Annotated in this window: 13 protein-coding genes; 7 read left to right on the top strand and 6 right to left on the bottom strand. The window is 64.0% G+C overall.

Annotation, left to right across the window (positions count from 1 at the left end; translation table 11 throughout):
- Nucleotides 1-175: 175 nt before the first annotated feature.
- From QQL79_RS01245 to QQL79_RS01230, 4 genes are all read right to left on the bottom strand, one after another.
- Nucleotides 176-2,035: an ABC transporter substrate-binding protein gene (locus QQL79_RS01245; protein ID WP_284392786.1), complete on the bottom strand. Its 1,860-nt coding sequence runs from the start codon at nucleotides 2,033-2,035 to the stop codon at nucleotides 176-178.
- A 201-nt stretch (nucleotides 2,036-2,236) separates the two neighbouring features.
- On the bottom strand, nucleotides 2,237-4,057 hold the full coding sequence (locus QQL79_RS01240) for a heparinase II/III domain-containing protein (protein WP_284387180.1): 1,821 nt from the start codon (nucleotides 4,055-4,057) through the stop codon (nucleotides 2,237-2,239).
- Nucleotides 4,058-4,306: 249 nt separating this feature from the next.
- A complete protein-coding gene (locus tag QQL79_RS01235; RefSeq protein ID WP_284387178.1) occupies nucleotides 4,307-5,308 on the bottom strand; it encodes a LacI family DNA-binding transcriptional regulator in 1,002 nt (333 codons plus the stop codon).
- A gap of 91 nt (nucleotides 5,309-5,399) precedes the next feature.
- Nucleotides 5,400-5,900 (bottom strand): flavin reductase family protein, encoded by a 501-nt coding sequence (locus QQL79_RS01230; RefSeq protein WP_284387176.1) that lies wholly within the window; start codon nucleotides 5,898-5,900, stop codon nucleotides 5,400-5,402.
- 183 nt (nucleotides 5,901-6,083) lie between these two features.
- Between QQL79_RS01230 and QQL79_RS01225 the strand changes: the two genes are divergently transcribed.
- Nucleotides 6,084-7,757, top strand: a complete 1,674-nt coding sequence (locus QQL79_RS01225) for an electron transfer flavoprotein-ubiquinone oxidoreductase (RefSeq protein ID WP_284387174.1) — start codon at nucleotides 6,084-6,086, stop codon at nucleotides 7,755-7,757.
- A gap of 392 nt (nucleotides 7,758-8,149) precedes the next feature.
- Here QQL79_RS01225 and QQL79_RS01220 read toward each other — a convergent pair whose 3' ends face one another.
- Entirely contained in the window at nucleotides 8,150-9,646 is a 1,497-nt protein-coding gene (locus QQL79_RS01220; RefSeq protein WP_284387172.1) for a CoA-acylating methylmalonate-semialdehyde dehydrogenase, read from the bottom strand.
- A gap of 179 nt (nucleotides 9,647-9,825) precedes the next feature.
- On the opposite strand from QQL79_RS01220, the gene QQL79_RS01215 reads away from it, so the two are divergent.
- The gene (locus tag QQL79_RS01215; RefSeq protein WP_284387170.1) at nucleotides 9,826-10,704 is read left to right on the top strand and encodes a LysR family transcriptional regulator; all 879 of its coding nucleotides are present in this window, start codon (nucleotides 9,826-9,828) and stop codon (nucleotides 10,702-10,704) included.
- Nucleotides 10,705-10,819: 115 nt separating this feature from the next.
- Nucleotides 10,820-12,436: a GMC family oxidoreductase gene (locus QQL79_RS01210; protein WP_370461157.1), complete on the top strand. Its 1,617-nt coding sequence runs from the start codon at nucleotides 10,820-10,822 to the stop codon at nucleotides 12,434-12,436.
- Nucleotides 12,437-12,799: 363 nt separating this feature from the next.
- Here QQL79_RS01210 and QQL79_RS01205 read toward each other — a convergent pair whose 3' ends face one another.
- Nucleotides 12,800-14,254: a xylulokinase gene (locus QQL79_RS01205; protein WP_284387168.1), complete on the bottom strand. Its 1,455-nt coding sequence runs from the start codon at nucleotides 14,252-14,254 to the stop codon at nucleotides 12,800-12,802.
- 266 nt (nucleotides 14,255-14,520) lie between these two features.
- Between QQL79_RS01205 and QQL79_RS01200 the strand changes: the two genes are divergently transcribed.
- From QQL79_RS01200 to QQL79_RS01185, 4 genes are all read left to right on the top strand, one after another.
- Nucleotides 14,521-15,462: a substrate-binding domain-containing protein gene (locus QQL79_RS01200; protein WP_284387167.1), complete on the top strand. Its 942-nt coding sequence runs from the start codon at nucleotides 14,521-14,523 to the stop codon at nucleotides 15,460-15,462.
- Between the two features lie 418 nt (nucleotides 15,463-15,880).
- Complete coding sequence (locus QQL79_RS01195; protein ID WP_284387165.1) at nucleotides 15,881-17,392, top strand: sugar ABC transporter ATP-binding protein; 1,512 nt, start codon at nucleotides 15,881-15,883, stop codon at nucleotides 17,390-17,392.
- Between the two features lie 4 nt (nucleotides 17,393-17,396).
- Nucleotides 17,397-18,365, top strand: coding sequence for an ABC transporter permease (locus QQL79_RS01190; protein ID WP_284387163.1), 969 nt, complete (start codon nucleotides 17,397-17,399; stop codon nucleotides 18,363-18,365).
- Nucleotides 18,362-18,964 (top strand): nitroreductase family protein, encoded by a 603-nt coding sequence (locus QQL79_RS01185; protein ID WP_284387161.1) that lies wholly within the window; start codon nucleotides 18,362-18,364, stop codon nucleotides 18,962-18,964. The genes QQL79_RS01190 and QQL79_RS01185 overlap by 4 nt, the downstream gene beginning before the upstream one ends.
- The last annotated feature ends 33 nt before the right edge of the window (nucleotides 18,965-18,997 follow it).

Raw genomic sequence — 18,997 nt, 5'->3', positions numbered from 1 at the left:
GATCGAGCAGGGCGAGGGTATGCTGCCGCAAACTCCAGGTCCGTGGCTCTCGCCACCCCCTCCCAGCCTCCCCCATCAGGGGGAGGTGTCGTTTTGTGCTTGTGGCCAACGCGTGGCCTTAACCGCCCTCCATCCCCCGCAGCCGTCACCGGCCGCGAGGGTGGGGAGGAACCTGTTATTCCGCGGCGAAATACCACTGGAAGGGATCGTAAGGCGCCGGGGTCGGGAACAGGTAAGCCTGGAACAGGGTCGGCGGGATGTTCCGCATATTGTTCTTGGCGATGTAGTAGGTGTTGCCGGGCAGGCTGACGCCGATCACCGGGAAGTTCTCCTGCCCAAGGGTCAGGATCTGCTTCATCAGCTCGGTCCGCTTGTCCGGATCGCCTTCGCCGCGCAGCTGGTTGTAGAGGTCCATCTGCTGCTTGGCCCATTCGGCCGGCTCTTCGGCGATTTCGGGCCGCGAACCGTTGAACCACTGCGCCCAACGATAGGCCCAGACCGATTCATCGCCCGAAGCCATGTAGTAGCGCGGCTCTTGCACCACATCGAGGCCGCCATCGCCACCCCAGACCTGGGCATCATAATCACCCAGCGGGCGCTTTTCGTAATAGAGCGTGCGGTCGATATTGTTGATCTCGAGCTTGATCCCGGCGGCCTGCAACTGCAGTTGGATGAGTTCGAGCATGTCCGGCCATTCGGGGCGCAGCGAGGCAATGGTGTCGATGGTGATCACCAGCGGTGAGCCGTCGGCAAAGGTATACATGCCATCGCCGCCCTTGATCAGCCCGGCAGCCTCAAGATGCTGGGCCGCCAATGCCGGGTCGAACTCGGTATACTGCTTGGCATACTCCTCGTTGTAGAACGGGGATTCCGGCCGCGGGGCCACCTGGAAGGGTTCGCCCTGTCCGGTAAAGACCACGTCGATGATCTCGGCCCGGTCGATGGCATGGGAAATGCCGATGCGGAAATCCTTGTTCTGGAACAGCTCGCGCCGCTTGGGGTCGACGTGATTGAGGTTGAACTGGATGACCATGGTGTTGGAGGAGGACTGGATTTCCTCGCCCATGCGATAATCGCCCGCTTCCTGGCCGTCATAGAACAGGGGCTGGTTGGCGACGGTGGCGATATGGCGATCCTGGAAATCGATCTCGCCATTGAGCGCCAACAGGGTCAGCTCTTCCACCGAGTCCGACACGCGCATTTCGAGATTGTCGATATAGGGAAGCTGGTTACCCTCGGTATCAACCTTCCAGTAATAGGGATTGCGCTCGAAGGTTACCCGGGTGGCGCTGCCGGTCAGCGGCTCCTTGACCTTCCAGGCATTCATCATCGGCAATTCTGGATTGGCCCAGCGGATGGTTTCGGTGGCCCAGCTGCAGCGGTCCGTCATCCACAATTCCCAGGTCTCGAACCCGGCTGCCTTGGCCTGTTCGGCGGCGTCCGGATTGTATTTGGGATAGAACTGGCTGCAATATTCCTTGTTGAGCGAGACGATCGAGAAGCCATTGACGCTGGCCAGCTCGTCCATGATCACGCCATTGGGCTTTTCGAAAACGAACTTGAACGTGGTGTCGTCCACCACCTCGATGTCGACCGGATTGTTGGGGTTCTTCACGAACCCGCCGACCGAATAGCTCGGCTCCTTGAGCAACTCGACCGCAAAGGCGATATCGGCTGTCGTAAACGGCTTGCCGTTATTCCACTTGAGCCCTTCGCGCAGCTTGAACGTATAGGTCTTGGCATCAGCGCTGACTTCCCAGCTTTCCGCCAGGTTGGGAATGATCTGCTTCCACTCGCGGTCGTAGCGCACCAGCCCGTCATAGGCGACGGTGCGGGCGATCCAGGCATTGTCGAGCCCGCCGCGCAGCGCCGAGCGCCAGGTGCCGCCATAGGTGCCCACGCCCTCGACCGGTGTCACCACCAGCGGATTGGCCGGCAGGCGTTCGGCGACGGGCGGCAGCTCGCCGCTTTCCACCAGCGCGTCCAGCACTGGTGACTGCTGTTGGGCCAGCGCCGGGGCGGCTGCCGCAAGCATTGCCGCCACAGCGACTGCTCCCGCGAGGCCGCGGCCGGGTCGCCTGGTAAGTCGACGAACCAAGTCATCTTGTTGTTTCATTATGGTCCTCCCTTGCCCGGAACGTTTGCGCCGGGGTTATTCCTCCACGAATGAGCAGCAATCGAGCCGCCCCGCAGGACGCAAAGCCTTGCCTCCTGCCGCTCTTTGTCCCGACATCGCTCAGATGGGAGTGATGTCGAGGGCCACTTCGCCCTGCCCCGCCTTCCCTCTGGCTGAAAACAGGACGCGAGTGAGATCGACCGGGGGGGCATATTGCTTTTCCACCCCGGCATGATGTTCGGTTGATACCTCGACCTGCCCGGCGTCGAACGCGACCTTGACGCCGCCATCCGGCCCCCCGATCCGCACTTCGCCGGCACCGATTTCAACGGCCAGCGGCGTTACCAGCACGGATTGGAAAGCCCCGCCGCCATTGGCAAAGGCAAAACTGTCCTTGAGCGCGATCCTGCCGCCCGGCGCCTGGCGGTCGAACGCAATCGTCCGCTGCAATTGATTGAGCCCTGCCTCGGGCGGATAGGCCGCCGCCATTTCCAGCGCCAGTTCGTCCCGCGCGGCGCCATTAGAATGGACCAGCACCCTGGCGGCGCGCTCGGCGCCTTCGGCCTGTTCGAACCCATTGACCACCGGCACCGAATGGCCGCGCGAAGAGGTCATGATATTGGCGTAGCGCTCAGGCCCGAAATAGGCCTTGGAATAGCGCCCCCGGCCCGGATCTGTCAGCACGACCCTGCCGTTCTGCACCACGATCAGCGAGCCGACATCGTTCTGGTTGTGCATCTCGTCGTTATGACCGCCCTTGATGGCCAGCCGCAGCGATTTGGGATCAGTGGGATCGAGCCGGCAAATCATCCACCCCATATCGGCAAACCAGTCATGGTCGGTGCCACCAAAAGCCACCGCCTTGTCCGGCAGCGGCCAGGCATATTGGCGCAGCGGCCAGACGAACTGGTTGAAAATCTCCACGCCAAAATCATTGCGCATGCCCAGTTCGGTCAGCGCCGGCAGATCGAGGTTTTTGGCCAGATAGGACAACAGGCCAGGATGGAAATTCGGATTGCTGTCGGAATCCGAAAAACTCGCCCATACCCCCTGCGTCAACACCGTGCGCACCGGGAATTGCGCAATCTCGCGCACCATGGGCAGCGCCAATAGGTCGATCTTGCCGCCGGTGCGCTCCTTCAGCAGATGCGCCAAAACCACATAATTGCCAAAGCCATAGGACCAATAATCCGGCCCCTCGGACGATCCGCCCTGGCTGTCGAATGTCTCGAGATAATCGGCCAGGCTATGCAGCCCCCGCGCGATGATTTCGGCCAGCCGATCCAGGTCGGTTTCGAAATAACATGCCGCCCCAACCACGCCGGCCACGCACACCGCGGTCCAATTGTTGACCTGCTTGGCCGGCGTCGTATGCAGCCACCAATGATCGTTGCGCTTCAGAAACGGGGCAATCGTCCGCCGGTTCGTCTCGCTGCGGATGCGCGCCCGCAATTGCGGCGAGAGCTTATCGCCCAGCAGGTAATCGGTTTCGGCCAGGTCGAGCGCCGTCATCGCCGCGGCCAGGTCCACCGTGGGCCGATCGGGAAAATCGAGGCCCCTGGCATGTGCCGGCCAGGCCCAGTTGGTTTCCTCCAGCCGTGCCCAGAGCAGGTTTTCCACCGCCGGCACGAATTCCCCGCTTTGCTCCAGCCATTCGGCCAGCGTCAGCCGATAGAGCATATTGCGCCGCTCGCGCTGCGCATCCTCATAGCCCTCACGCCGTCCACTGCGCTGAAATTCGAGATAAAGTTCGGCCGGCAGCGCGGGAATGGGTGCACCGATATCGGTCCGGGCCCGTTCCAGCAGATTGGCCACCGCCGCCTGCCCCAGCCCTGCACGAAGGGCCGCGACGTCTGCGGCCTCGCGCGCAAAAGGCGCAAAACCGGCAACGCCTTCCAGCGTCATGCGAACATGTTTGACGTTCCAGCGCCGCAAGTCCATGTCGCTCTCCCGCATCCACCCTGGCCGGACTCCAGGTCGCTCGGGGCGGCCATTCTTGCGGTCCAGCGCAATGTGGTCACGCTATTTCACAAAATTTGCAAAATCAAGCACTTTGCGCAAATAGCGCAAATTACGCAAATTCATTCATTTTCTCTCGACGAGCCAAGGAGATGCGCCGGCACCGGCGTGGGAAAACCGCGCCGGCCGGGTCCAGAAATGGGGAAGACTACTAGGGAAAACGAGGCGAAGTCAGAGCGAGAACACCGTCTCGCCATCGACCATGCTGACGCCGGTTTCCACCTGCTGTACGGCGCGCTCGCCATCCATCTGCTGCATCAACAGCCGCACCGCCGATCGACCGATCGCCTCGCGATCGACACCAATCGTGCTGAGCCGCGGCGTGGCAATGCCCGCCAGCGGCAGGTCGTCGAACCCGATGATCGAAAAGCCCTTTGGCAGGGGACTGTCAGGAGCATAGAGCCCGCCAAGCATTTCGACGGCCGCGATATCGTTCCAGCTGAAAACCGCCGTCACATCATGAATCCCGGCCAGCAGATCGGCCAGCAGCTGGGCCGTCGGGCATTCCGAATTGTAGACAATCTTGCCCGTCACGCCCGGATTGGCAGCGATTGCGGCCTGAAAGCCGCGCTGGCGCTGCAGCAGCGTCGCCCGGTGCCTCTGCCCATAATGCAGGATCTGCCTGTGCCCGGCATCGATCAGCCGCTGCGTCGCCATGAAGGCGCCGTAGAAATTGGCCGGCGCCGCGCCGCTGATCTGCATTTTGGGATCAGCGCCATTGACCAGCACCACCGGACAATCGGCCTCGGCCGACCACTGCACGAGCCCGTCCCAGGCATCGATCCCGGCCAGCAGCACGCCTTCCGAATTGGTCAGCAAAAGCTGCTTCTTGATCAGCTCCAGCGTCACCACCGATTCATTGACCAGCCGCACGTCCAGCACCATGCCGGCTTCGGCGGCCTGGGCGCGCATGCCCTCGACAATGCCGAAATAGAACCCGGATAGCCCGCTTGTCGCACTCCCCAGCGGCACCAGGGCCACCGCGCGCTTGCCCCCGGCCGGGCCATTGCCATGCTTGCTCTTGTAACCCAGCGCCCGGGCCGTGCGCTGCACATCGCGTCGCACGGCATCGCTGATCCCGATTTCATTGGCCAGCGCCCGCGATACCGTGCTGACCGAAACACCAAGGCGCTCGGCTATATCTGACTGGTTTGCGCGCCGCTGCGGGGCCACTTCGCGATTCCGATGGGCAGTATTGCCTCCCTACGCAATATTTGCGTTTTTTGAGCAATGCAAGCCCTCGCTGCAATTTATGCTCGCGGAGTCACAGGGTTCCGCCCTTATAGGACACCAGCGGGGTCACATCGGGCGTTGCGCTGAACGCCACCACCCGGCCGATAACAATGGCGGTGCCAAACCGCTCGATCACCTCTTCGAGGCGGCAATCGATCACGCCCGCTGCCCCGTCCAGCGCCGGCGCCCCCGTCGCCAGCCTGCCCCAACGCCCCATCTGAAACCGGTCCGCGCCCTTGAGATCACCCTTGCCGCCAAATGGCCCGACCAGGTCCGCCTGCCCGCCCGCCAGATAATTGATGGCAAAATGCCCTGCATCGAGAATGGTCTGCAGCGCCGAGGTTTTCTTATCGACCGAGATCATCATCAGCGGCGGCTCGGCCGTCAGATGCGTTGCCGACAGCGCCAGAAACCCGCGCGGACCATCCCCCGCCTCGGCCGTCACAATGGCCGTGCCCACCGCCCGCAGGCCCACCGCCTGCCAGAAGGTGCGGATATCAATGACCTGTTCGGGTGTCGCAGCATGAGACATGGAAAAACTCTCGGCAGGGGGAAATACGTAGAAGACCAGGCAATGCTACGCCCCCACCCCGCCCCACCCAACGAAGTTTTTCTTCTCGCGCTTCCAGGGCCAAGCGGCGCAGAAAATGCGGGCCAAGCGGTCCCATTGCTGCTAATTGGGCACCGTTGAGAACACTTGCGGGAACAGGTCGGGATGACGGATACGGATGGTCTTAATGGCCGCGAAAGCATGGCCTTCGACGTCGTCATCGTCGGCGCCGGCCCGGCCGGCCTCGCCGCCGCCATCCGCCTCAAGCAATCCAATCCCGATCTTGCCGTCGTCGTGCTCGAAAAAGGCGCCGAAGTGGGTGCCCACATCATTTCAGGCGCCGTCGTCGATCCCATCGGCATCGATGCGCTGCTGCCTGGTTGGCGCGACGAACCCGACCACCCCTTCCGCACGCCGGTCACCCAGGACCGCTTCCTTTTTCTCGGCAAGACCAGCGCCACCGCCATCCCCGCCTGGCTGATGCGCCTCATGCCGCCGCTGATGCACAACCACGGCAATTTCATCGTCTCGCTGGGCGAAGTCTGCCGCTGGCTGGCCGACAAGGCCATGGCGCTGGGCGTCGAAATCTATCCCGGCTTCGCCGCCGCCGAATTGCTCTATGACAATGGCGCCGTTATCGGCGTCGCCACCGGTGATATGGGCCTTGAGCGCGACGGCACGCCCGGCCCCAATTTCGCCCGCGGCATGGCCCTGCTCGGCAAATATGTGCTGCTGGCCGAAGGCGCCCGCGGCTCATTGAGCAAGCTGGCCATCGCCCGTTTCGGGCTCGATCAGGGCCATGAGCCCCCAAAATTCGGCCTCGGCCTCAAGGAAATCTGGGAAGTCGCGCCGGAAAACCACCAGAAGGGCCTCGTCCAGCACAGCTTCGGCTGGCCCCTCGATAATAGCACCGGCGGCGGCAGCTTCCTCTATCATCTGGAGGACAACAAGGTCGCCGTGGGCCTCGTCGTCCACCTCAATTACGCCAATCCCTATCTCTCGCCCTACGAAGAATTCCAGCGCTTCAAAACCCACCCGGCCATCGCCAAAACCTTCGCCGGCGGCACCCGCCTCAGCTATGGCGCCCGCGCCATCACCGAAGGCGGCTATCAATCGGTGCCCAAGCTGACCTTCCCCGGCGGAGCGCTGCTCGGCTGCGCCGCCGGCTTCACCAATCTGCCGCGCATCAAGGGCAGCCATAATGCCGTGCTCTCGGGCATCGAGGCCGCCGACGCAGCCCTCGCCGCCCTCAGCGCCGGCCGCTCCGGCGACGAACTGACGGAATACGAAGCCAACTGGCGCAGCGGCCCCATCGGCCGCGACCTCAATCCCGTCCGCAACGTCAAACCGCTCTGGTCCCGCTTCGGCACCATCTTTGGCATAGCGCTGGCCGGTATCGACATGTGGCTGACCACCCTGCTCAACGGCTGGTCCCCCTTCGGCACGCTCGCCCATGGCAAGCCCGATTCCGCCACGCTCCACCCCGCCAGCGCCCACCAGCCCATCGCCTATCCCAAGCCCGATGGCGTGCTGACCTTTGATCGCCTGGCCTCGGTGTTCATCTCCAACACCAATCACAGCGAAGACCAACCCAGCCATTTGCTGGTCGCCGCTCCCGCGCTGCAAAAATCATCCGAACACGATATCTATGCCGGCCCTTCGGCGCGCTACTGCCCCGCCGGCGTTTACGAATGGATCGAGGACCCCACCGGCCCCCGCTTCCAGATCAACGCCGCCAATTGCGTCCACTGCAAAACCTGCGACATCAAAGACCCCAACCAGAATATTACGTGGGTCCCGCCCCAGGGCGGCGAAGGCCCGATGTACGGGAATATGTAGGGTACAATCGCGCCCAGCCACCATTCTAGGGGCGAATACGCGAGCGCCCCAGTAGACCTCATGGTGAGCTTGTCGAACCACGAGGTCGTGGCACCAAGCCCATCCCACCCACCGGCCCGGCACCTCCCCCTCGACGGGGGAGGTTGGGAGGGGGTGTTGAGTGCCCCAATCCCCCGGCAAAGCCACAAAACCGTGGCTCCCATCACCCCTCCCTAGCCCTCCCCGTCAAGGGGAGGGTGAACCCTGTGGGTGTAGCGGGATAGTGCCCAACACTCGATCGCTTCGCGGGACGTGGCAACATGCTGCCCCAAACTCAATGTCACCCTCCCCCTTGCGGGGAGGGCCAGGGAGGGGGTCTGCGATCCCCCCCGCCCACAAAAGCCCGAGCCGCCCTACTTCATCACCGGCATCTGGAATTCCGCCCCATCCTTGATTCCCGACGGCCAACGGCTCGTCACGGTCTTGGTGCGCGTCCAGAACTTGATCGAATCCATGCCATGCTGGTTCAAATCGCCAAACGCTGACGCCTTCCAGCCGCCAAAGCTGTGATAGGCGAGCGGCACCGGCACCGGCACATTGATACCCACCATGCCCACATTGACCCGGCTGGCAAAGTCGCGCGCCGCGTCGCCATTTTGCGTGAAGATCGCCGTGCCATTGCCATAGGGATTGTCCATGGTCAGCTTGAGCGCATCCTCATAGGTCTTGGAGCGCACCACAGACAGCACCGGCCCAAAAATCTCTTCCTTGTAGATATCCATTTCGGCGGTGACATTGTCGAACAGCGTCGGCCCAACGAAATAGCCGTCTTCATAGCCCTGCAGGCTGAAGCCACGGCCATCCACGGCCAGCGTTGCCCCCTGCTCCACGCCCTTTTCCACCAGCCCAAGAATCCGCTCCTTGGCCGCCTTGGTGATCACCGGGCCCATTTCGCTGGCCTTGTCCGTCGCCGGCCCAACCTTGAGCTTTTCGATGCGCGGCTTGAGCGCGGCAACGATCCGGTCTGCCGTTGCTTCGCCCACCGGCACCGCCACCGACACGGCCATGCAGCGTTCGCCCGCCGAGCCAAAACCGGCCCCCATCAGCGCATCGGCCGCCTTTTCGATATCGGCGTCCGGCATGATGATCATGTGGTTCTTGGCGCCGCCAAAGGCCTGCACGCGCTTCCCGTTCGCCGCCGCCGTGCCATAGACATAGCGGGCAATTGGCGTCGAGCCGACAAAGGACACGGCCGCGATATCGTCATGGGCCAGGATGCCATCGACCACCGACTTGCCGCCATGCACGACATTCAGAATCCCCTTGGGCAGCCCCGCCTCCAGCGCCAGCTGCGCCAGCCGCACCGGCACGGAAGGATCGCGCTCGGAGGGCTTGAGAATAAACGCATTGCCCGCAGCGATGGCCGGCGCCAGCATCCACAGCGGGATCATCGCCGGGAAGTTGAACGGGGTAATGCCCGCGCCAATCCCCACCGGCTGGCGCATCGAATACATATCGATCCCCGGCCCGGCCCCTTCGGTGAATTCCCCCTTGAGCAGATGCGGCGCCCCGGCCACAAATTCCGCCACTTCCAGCCCGCGCACGATATCGCCCTTGGCGTCGTCCACCGTCTTGCCGTGCTCGGTGCTCAGCAGGGTCGCCAGCTCTTCCATGTCGCGATTGATCAGCGCCACGAAATTGAAAAACACCCGCGCCCGCCGCTGCGGATTGGTCGCCGCCCACTTGGGCTGCGCCGCCGCCGCCGAAGCTACTGCTGCATTGAGATCGGCCGCATTGGCCAGCGCCACCTGCGCCTGCACATCGCCCGTCGCCGGGTTGAACACATCCTGAAATTGCTTGCTCTCGCCCGCAGTTTCCACGCCGTCGATGAAATGGCCGATAATGCGCATAAGGCTCTCCCTTGTTGTGAGAACAGTCTTCGCGCTATATTTTATGCAACTCAAGACGACAAAATTCGCAACCGATGTGCGAAAATTATACAACGATAGACGCGAGCCCCAATCCATCCCTCCCCCTATCAGGGGGAGGCTAGGAGGGGGTACCCCCTTACTAAAGAGGCCAAAAATCCATGAACTGGGACGACGTCCGCATCTTCCTCGCCGTCGCCCGCCACGGCCAAATCCTCGGCGCCGCCCGCAGCCTGGGCCTCAATCACGCCACCGTCGCCCGCCGCCTCACCGCGCTCGAAACGGCGCTCGGCAGCACGCTCTTCACCCGCAAAACCAATGGCTCGGACCTGTCCGGCGCCGGCGAGCGCTTCCTCAGCCATGCCGAAGCCATGGAAAGCGCCATGCTCGCCGCCAGCCAGACCGCCGGGGCCGATAGCGCCATCGAGGGCATAGTCCGCGTCGGCGCGCCGGACGGCTTCGGCGTCGCCTTCCTCGCCCCGCGCATCGGCCAGCTCACCGAGCGGCATCAGGGCCTGCGCATCGAACTGGTCCCGGTCCCCCGCGCCTTCTCGCTCTCCCGCCGCGAAGCCGACATCGCCGTCACCCTCGAGCGCCCCCGCGAGGGCCGCCTCGTCGCCCGCAAACTCACCGATTATCGCCTGGGCCTCTACGCCGCCAAATCCTACCTGGCCCGCCACGGCACCCCGCTTGCCCTGGCCGATCTATCCGCCCACCACCTCGTCGGCTATGTCGATGACCTGCTCTTCTCGGCCTCGCTCGACTATACCAGCGCCTTCCTCCCCGATTGGCGCTCGACCCTGTCCGTCTCCACCGCCATGGGCCAAACCGAAGCCGTCCGCGCCGGCGCCGGCATCGGCATCCTGCACGGCTTCATGGCCCAAGCCGATCCAAACCTGGTCCCAATCCTGCCCGCCCACAGCCTCACCCGCGCCTATTGGACCGTCGTCCACGAAGACCTCCGCACCCTCCGCCGCGTCACCATCGTCGCCGAATTCCTGGCCGAGATCGTGGGCAAGGAGCGGGCTATCTTCGCGTAAACTGCCGACCGCGCCCACCTGTCGAAAGCGAAAACTCGGCGCTAGCCCCCGTTTCCCGGCTCTGCGATAGTGCGCCTCAAAGCACGGAAACAAATCCGGCAGAGGGGACCTGGCCTTGGCGTCCAGCTACGATTTCATCATTGCCGGCGGCGGCTCTGCCGCTTCGGTTGCTGCCATGCGCCTCGTGCGCGATTTCGGCTGCTCAGTTCTCATCCTCGAGCGCGGCCCCGCCAAGACCGCCCGCCTCATGGATTTCCCCGCCGGCTATATGAAATATCTGGCGCGCGAGGATTTCCTCGAAATGCACCATACCGTCCCCCAACCCCAGCTCGGCGGACGCGGCCCCATCGTGCCCGTCGCCAAGGCCCTGGGCGGCGGCAGCGCCGTCAACGCCATGGTCTATATGCGCGGCCAGCGCGAGGATTACGACGGCTGGGCGGCGAGCCTGGGCAATAATGGCGCCTGGTCCTATACGGACCTGCTCCCGCATTTCAAAAATCTCGAAGCCAATGCCCGCTTCAACAATGTCTATCACGGCATATCAGGCAATCTGCGCGTCTCCGAGCCCGGCCAGATTTGCGACACGACCGAGGATTTCCTGCTCGCCGCCCAGGGCCTGGGCCATCCCTACAATCCCGATTTCAACGGCGTCCGGCAAAACGGCGTCGGCATCATGCAGCACACCTATGGCCTGTGGAACCGCCACAAGGCCCGCTCCGACGCCAAAAAGGCCTTCCTCGATCCGCTGCGTAAAGATGGGCGCCTGACCATCGTCACCGGTGCCCGCGTCGACCGCATCGTCATCGACAACAACCGCGCCATCGGCCTGAGCTACACCAAGGACGGCACGACCCAAACCGTCCATGCCGATCGCGAAGTGCTTGTTGGCGCCGGCACCTACAACACCGCCAAATTACTCATGCTGTCCGGCATCGGCCCCGCCGATCACCTGCGCGAACACGGCATCGAGGTCATGGCCGACCTGCCCGGCGTCGGCGCCAACCTGCAGGACCATCACGAAGTCCCCGTCATCGCCACCACCAAGGGCAAGTCCGGCTATTTCGGCCAGGACAAGGGCTGGCCCATGCTGCGCAACGGCCTGCAATATCTGCTATTCAATTCAGGCCCCGTCACCACCACCGGCATCGAAGCCTGCCTGTTCTACGATCCCGATGGCGGCGACCGCCCAACGATCCAGCTCTATTGCGCGCCCATTGTGTATCTGGACCGCGACGTCTCCTCGGCCAAACCCACCTATGGCGTCACCTTCACCTCCTGCCTGCTCCGCCCCAAGGCGCGCGGCAGCGTCAAGCTGCGCTCGGCCAATCCCGAAGACAAACCACTGGTCGATTGCAATTTCTTCGGCCATGCCGACGATCTGCGCCTGACGCTGGCCTCCCTCGCCGTCGCCCGCCAATTGCTCGCCACCGAGCCCTTCAAATCCAAGATCGCCGAAGAATTGCTGCCCGGCCCCGCCCTCACCGCCGAGGACGACCTGGCCCGTTTCGCCGGCCAGACCGTCAAAACCAATTACCACCCCGTCGGCACCGCCCGCATGGGCCCCGACAGTGACCCCATGGCCGTCGTCGACGACCGCCTGCGCCTGCGCGGCATCGACAGCCTGCGCATCATCGACTGCTCCATCATGCCCGCCATCGTCTCGGGGAATACCAACGCTCCAGCGATGGCAATCGGGTCGAAAGCCGCAGAAATGATCGGGATGGAGCGCTAAGCGCAGACAGGCACGAAGCCCAACCCTCGCCCCTTGAGGGAGAGGGACAGACCTGACGCGTTCAGCGGAAGGTCAGGGTGAGGGGTCCTGCGTCCTCCCATCGCTTCAACGCCCATTCCCCCCACAATGTCATTCCCGCGAAGGCGGGAACCTCCGTTTCCCTTACCGGTATCCGGGCTCCCACCACCCCTCCCTAGCCCTCCCCATCAAGGGGAGGGTGACATCGAGTTTTGGGCAACATGCCGCCAAGCCCGGACTTTCTTATGGATGGATGATCGAGCACCATCCCACCCCGACCACCAGGCTCACCCTCCCCTTGATGGGGAGGGAAGGGAGGGGTGGAGGAAGCCCCTATCTCACCGCCTAAAACCGCCCATTAAACCCGCGCAAATCCCCATATAACGCCTGATAATGCCCGAACCGCTCCGCATGATACCCCTTCACGGCCCCATCCGGCTCAAACACCCGATCATACCGCACCAATAGCCGCACCGCCTCCATGAGCGTCCCGCCAATCCCGCTCGCCTGCCCCGCCAAAATCGCCGCCCCCAAAGCCGCCGATTCCGGCGCCACACACCGCCGCAAGGGCTTGCCCAACACATCCGCCCTGATCTGGCACCAATCATCGGATAGCGACCCACCGCCCCCAATATTGATCACCGCCGGATCCACCGCCGCCGAGCGATACAGCGCCTCAAACGCCCAGCGACCGGCATAGGCCACGCCCTCCATAACCGCCCGCGCCATCTCCGCCGCGCCTGATCCAGGATCGAGCCGCGCAAACACTCCGCGCGAGGCGCTATCCCACAGCGGCGCCCGCTCCCCCTGCAAATGCGGCAAAAACAGCGGCGCCGACCGCCCCGGAACTGCGCTCGCGCCCAAAGCCGCCGCCTCGGCCGGTGAGCGCCCCAGCACGCCCGCAATCCACCCCAGCGACGCCCCGCCCGATTGGGTGGGCGCGGCGTGCATCACCACCCCCTCATAGGGCGGAAACAGGATCACTCCTGGCGTGGGCACAATCGTGCTCGACACAATCCCCGGCACGTCGCTCGTGCCGCTCTGATACATGGCGTCCCCATCGGCCACCACGCCCACTCCGAACATGCCGCCCCAGGCATCCATTGCCCCCACCACAACCGGCACCCCCGCACAAGGCAGCCCCGCCCGCACTACACCGGCAATCGTCGTAAAACTCGCCAGCGGCGGCAAGAGCTCCGCCGCCCGCGGCACCAGCGCCAGCAGATCGGCGACGTAATCGCCCCCCGCATCCACCAGCCCCACTGCCGCAATCGGGTCGCTCACCACCGCCCCGGTCAGCTGCAAAATACAAAAATCCTTGGGCGCCAGCACATGCCGCGTCCGCGCATAAATCTCGGGGCTCACCCGCCGCACATGCGCCATCCGCGCCAAGGCGTGGCTCGCATCAATCGGCATCGGCGTGCCGAACCAGCCAATCTTCTGCGCGTCACTCACCTGCCCATCCAGCGCCGCCGCATCCGGCGCCGAGCGTCCATCCTGCCAGATAATCGCCGGCAGCAGCGGCGTGCCAGCGCCATCGACAAACACATGGCTATTGACCTGGCTGCAAATCCCGATGGCCTTGAGCCCGCTCAGGTCATGTCCCCGCGCAAACGCATCCAGCGCCCCCAGCACCCCCGCCATCCAGTCGCGCGGGTCCTGCTCGGCATGGCCTTCCTGCGGCCGCCTAGTCGCATGCGGATGCGCAAACGCCGCCAACCGCTCCCCCGCCTCGTCGATCAGCACCGCCTTGGTGGCCGTCGTGCCCACATCCAAGCCGATCAGCATGATTTTCGCCACGTCACCCTCATTCCCAATACGCGTTTACCCACGATGTCATTCCGGCGCAGGCCGGAATCCATGCTGAAGGCTATCCCCGCCATCCCGGCTGCGGAGAGGGCACAGAATGGATTCCGGCCTGCGCCGGAATGACATCGTGCGGGTTGCGAGCCCGAGCACAATTGCACCCTTCCCGCATTCCGCCCTCTCCAATATGGTGCCTGCCGGCGAAAGGGAACCATCCCGGCAAGGCACCAGATGGCATTCGCATCCAGGGGAACACGCATATGACTTTCAAGACCATTCATTTCACCCGCGGCCTGTTGGCTGGCGCGAGCCTGCTCGCTGCCACTCTGGGCGCGAGCGGCGCCATGGCCCAGTCCAAGATCGCCATCATCACGCCCTATCTGGCCCAGCCCGGCACCCAATTCTATGTCGAGTCTTTCCAGGCCGCCGCCAAGGGCAAGGATTGGGACGTCAATGTCATCGACACCGCCGGCGACGTCGCCGCCGTGATCAGCCGCATCGAAGACATGGTCACCCAGAATGTCGATGCCATCGTCATCAATGTCGATCCCAGCCAGGTCGCCGCGGGCCTCCAGGCCGCCGCCGATGCCGGCATTCCGGTCATCGGCATGGATGCCGGCAGCGATCCGCTGCTGGCGACCAATGTCACCTCCAATGGCTATGCCATGGCCGCCGAAACCGCGACCTATGTGGCAGACCGCATCAGCGGGCAGGGCAATGTCGTGATGTTCATCTTCGAAGCTTTCCCGCCCGTCCAGGTGCGCGGCGTCGTGGCCGATGCCGTCTTCGGCAATTTCCCCGATATCAAAGTGCTCGATCGCGTCACCCCCGACGTCTCCGATGGCGGCATTGCGGATTCCCGCGCCAAAATGGAAGCCATCCTCGCCGCCAATCCCGAGCCCGGCAGCATCAAGGCCGTCTGGGCCGCCTGGGACCAGCCCGCCCTCGGCGCCCTGCAAGCCATCGAGGCCGCCGGCCGTGACGGGGAAGGCATCGTCATCACCGGCATCGACGCCAATCCCCAGGCCCGCGAGGCCATCGCCGCCGGCGGCAATTTCGAAGCCAGTGTCGCCCAGGACTTCGCCGGCATCGGCACCGCCACCGCCGACGCCGTCACCCGGGTCCTCGCCGGCGAAACCCTCAAGCAGCGGGTTACCTACGTGCCCACCAAACTGATCACTGCAGCCAACGCGGCTGAGTAACACTTGCTTCCCCTCTCCCCTTGAGGGAGAGGGACCGACCTGACGCGTTCAGCGGAAGGTCAGGGTGAGGGGTTCTGCGCTCTCCCATCGCTTCAATCCCTCAGTCGGCACCCACCCTCCCCCTTGTGGGGAGGGAAGCGAGATAGGACTTAGCTTCAGCTAAGTCCGTCCATCGAGCAGGGTGGGGGTATGCCTCCGCAGACGCGGGCCGTTGGTGTATCGAAATCTCAGCGCTCACCCCGCCATTTCCCAACCCACCGCATCTCCCTCGGGCTTGACCCGAGGGCCTCCCACCACTCGCGCAATACTGGGACAGGCCCTCGGGTCAAGCCCGAGGGAGGCGCGGTGGTTGCGGCACACGCTGACGCAACAACAACTCCGCTTGACGAACCGCCCCCAAACCAGCCAACACCCCTTCATGACCCTGCTCTCCCTCAAACACGTGACCAAAGCCTATGGCGGCGTCCCGGCCCTCAAGGGTGTGGACCTCGATATCGCGCCCGGCGAAATTCACGCACTGATGGGCGAAAACGGCGCCGGCAAATCCACCCTCATCAAAATCCTGGCCGGCGTCACCGCCCCCGACCGCGCCGATATCAGCCTCGACGGCACTCCGGTCCATATCGACAGCGCCCACCAGGCCCATCGCCTCGGCCTGCGCTTCATCCACCAGGAATTCAACGTCGTCCCGGCCCTGTCCGTGGCCGAAAACATCTTCATGGGCCGCGCCTATCCGCGCCGCGGAGGCCTCTTCGTCGATTGGAAAAAGCTCAACACCGCCGCGCAGCAAACCCTGCTCAAACTCGGTATTACCCATATCGATCCCCGCCAGAAGCTGGGCACGCTGACCCTGGGCGATCAGATGCTGGTGCGCATTTCCAGCGCCTTTGTCGGCGAGGCCGGCGCCCCCGCCCGCCTCTATGTGCTGGACGAGCCCACCGCCGCCCTCACCAGTGAGGAATCCGAACGCCTCTTCACGGTACTGCGCGAACTGCGCCTCCAGGGCGCCTCGGTGCTTTACGTCTCCCATCGCCTCGACGAGATCATGGCCATTTGCGACAAGGCCACCGTCATCCGCGACGGCACCAGCATCGACACCGGCAAAATCGCTGATATCACCCATGACGATCTGATCGCCCTGATGATCGGCCGCCGCGTCGAGGAAGCCTATCCAAGCCAGCTCACCCCGCCGCAAGATCACGCCGTCTTCACCGCCACCAACCTCACCATTCGCGGCCGCGCCCCACTCTCCCTGTCCGTCCGCGCCGGCGAAATCCTTGGCCTGGCTGGCATAGCCAATGCCGGCCAGCGCGAAGTGCTGCGCACCCTGTTCGGTGACCTCGCCCCCGCCGGCGGCGCCATGACCCTGGCCAACCAGCCCTATCGTCCGCGCAGCCCCGCCGATGCCTGGCGCGCCGGCATTGCCTATATCCCGCGCGAGCGGCGCTCTGAGGGGCTGATCCTCTCCCGCCCAATTTTCGAAAACACCACGCTGCCCCACCTCAAGGCCCAAAGCCGCTGGGGCACTCTCCTCACGCCCCGCCGCGAACGTCGCCTCACCGAGGAAAACGGCCAGCTCGTCCGCCTCAAATCCGCCGGCCCCAATCAGCGCGCCAGCGAACTCAGCGGCGGCAACCAGCAGAAGGTGGTCTTCGCCAAAGCTCTGGTCGGCAATCCGCGCCTGCTGCTGCTGGACGAACCCACCCGCGGCGTCGATGTCGGCGCCAAATTCGATATCTATACCGTGATCCGCGAAATGGCCGCCCGCGGCATGGCGGTCATTCTGGTCTCGTCCGACCTGCCCGAATTGCTCGGCATGGCCGACCGCATCGCCGTGCTGCGCGATGGCGTCATCACCGATACGCTCGAGGCAGCTGGCCTGAGTGAAGAAACGCTACTCAATGTCATCTATGGTCGCGCTCAAGGGTAACAGTGTGTTAACATTTCTCCGCCGTTACGGCACGCTTATCGGCTTCGCTGCGATCCTGATTTTCTTCTGGGCCAACCTGCCCGACACCTTCATGACCGCCCGCAACTGGCTCAATATCTCCCAGCAATTGTCCATGCTCATCGTGGTCGCCGCCGGCATGACCATCGTCATGGTGATGGGTGATTTCGACCTCAGCGTCGGCTCCATGGCCAGCCTTGCCGGCATTGTCGTCGCCATCCTGTTCACCCTCGGAATTCCCGTCTGGGCCGCGGTTTCCCTGGCTTTGCTGGTCGGTCTGGTGGGCGGCGCCATCAATGGCGCGCTGATCAGCTTCATCGGCATCCTGCCCTTTGTCGCCACCCTTGCCACCCTCACCATGTTCTCCGGCGCTGCCTTCGTCGTCAGCGGCGGCAAGACCATTTCGGGCCGCGCCATCCCCGAGGATTTTTCCCAATTCGCTCGTGGCGGCATACCTTTAGGCGATTGGGGCGGCGTCGCCGTCAGCATCCCAAACCTCACCCTCCTGGCTCTCGCCGTGGTCGTTTTGGCCTGGGTATTGCTCGAGCAAACCACGTTCGGCCGCCGCCTCTATGCCATTGGCGGCAATAGCGAAGCCGCCCATTTAAGCGGCGTTGCTGTGCGCAAACTCAAGCTCATCGCCTTCGCCCTCACCGGCAGCACGGCGGCCCTCGCCGGCATCATGTATGCCAGCCGCGTCGCCTCGGCCAATCCCACCCAGGGCTCCAGCCTCATGCTCAACGCCATTGCCGGCGTGTTCCTCGGCTCGACCCTCAGCGAACACGGCGAGCCGCGCATTCTTTATACCATTGTCGGCGTGCTCATCCTGGGCGTACTCGACAACGGCCTGACGCAAATGAGCGTCGATAGCTATGTCAGGCAAATCCTGGTCGGCGGCATCATCATCCTCGCCGTCTCCGCCAGCTCCCTCACCAAGCGCCTGCGCAGCCGATGACCCTTTCCCCCAACGAAGCGGCTCTCCGCCTGCTCGAAACCCGTCGCTCGGTGCCAACCAGCCAATTGGCTGACCCCGCGCCGAGCGAGGCGGAACTGGCCCGCATCCTCACCATCGCCACTCGCGTCCCCGATCACGGCGCGCTCACGCCCTGGCGTTTCATCATTTTCTCCGGCGCTGCCCGCCACCAGGTCGGCCAGCGCCTCTCCGCCGTCTATCGCCTTGAAAAACAAGATATGCCGCCCGAGCGCCTCGAAAAATTCGCTGGCATCATGACCCGCGTTTTCACCTATGCGCCGCTCGTCATCCTCATCGTCTCCAGCCCCGCGCCCGACGCCAAGATCGCCCTGCGCGAACAGGAGCTCTCCGCCGGCGCTGTCGCCATGAACCTGCTCAACGCCGCCCACGCCAGCGGCTATGGCGCGATCCTCCTCACCGGCTGGGCCGCCGAAAGCCGCGGCGCCGCTGATATCTATGGCCTCGCCCCCCACGAACACATTGCTGGCATCGTCCATATCGGCACCCCCACCGATATCCCCGCCGACCGCCCCCGCCCCGATCTGGCTGATCTCGTCACCCATTGGACCGCCCCGGAATGACACCGCGCGGTGGTTCAGATAAAGGAACCTCAT

It is taken from the genome of Devosia yakushimensis (assembly GCF_030159855.1).
In the GTDB taxonomy this organism is placed as follows: domain Bacteria; phylum Pseudomonadota; class Alphaproteobacteria; order Rhizobiales; family Devosiaceae; genus Devosia; species Devosia yakushimensis.
Note: the sequence above shows the minus strand (reverse complement) of the source record. Positions and strands in the feature narration are given on the sequence as shown.

Excerpts from the sequence above, each read along its gene's own strand:
- QQL79_RS01245 (WP_284392786.1), bottom strand. The coding sequence starts at position 2,035 with ATGCTTGCGGCAGCCGCCCCGGCGCTGGCCCAACAGCAGTCACCAGTG.
- QQL79_RS01240 (WP_284387180.1), bottom strand. The coding sequence starts at position 4,057 with ATGGACTTGCGGCGCTGGAACGTCAAACATGTTCGCATGACGCTGGAA.
- QQL79_RS01230 (WP_284387176.1), bottom strand. The coding sequence starts at position 5,900 with ATGTCTCATGCTGCGACACCCGAACAGGTCATTGATATCCGCACCTTC.
- QQL79_RS01225 (WP_284387174.1), top strand. The coding sequence starts at position 6,084 with ATGACGGATACGGATGGTCTTAATGGCCGCGAAAGCATGGCCTTCGAC.
- QQL79_RS01220 (WP_284387172.1), bottom strand. The coding sequence starts at position 9,646 with ATGCGCATTATCGGCCATTTCATCGACGGCGTGGAAACTGCGGGCGAG.
- QQL79_RS01215 (WP_284387170.1), top strand. The coding sequence starts at position 9,826 with ATGAACTGGGACGACGTCCGCATCTTCCTCGCCGTCGCCCGCCACGGC.
- QQL79_RS01200 (WP_284387167.1), top strand. The coding sequence starts at position 14,521 with ATGACTTTCAAGACCATTCATTTCACCCGCGGCCTGTTGGCTGGCGCG.
- QQL79_RS01195 (WP_284387165.1), top strand. The coding sequence starts at position 15,881 with ATGACCCTGCTCTCCCTCAAACACGTGACCAAAGCCTATGGCGGCGTC.
- QQL79_RS01185 (WP_284387161.1), top strand. The coding sequence starts at position 18,362 with ATGACCCTTTCCCCCAACGAAGCGGCTCTCCGCCTGCTCGAAACCCGT.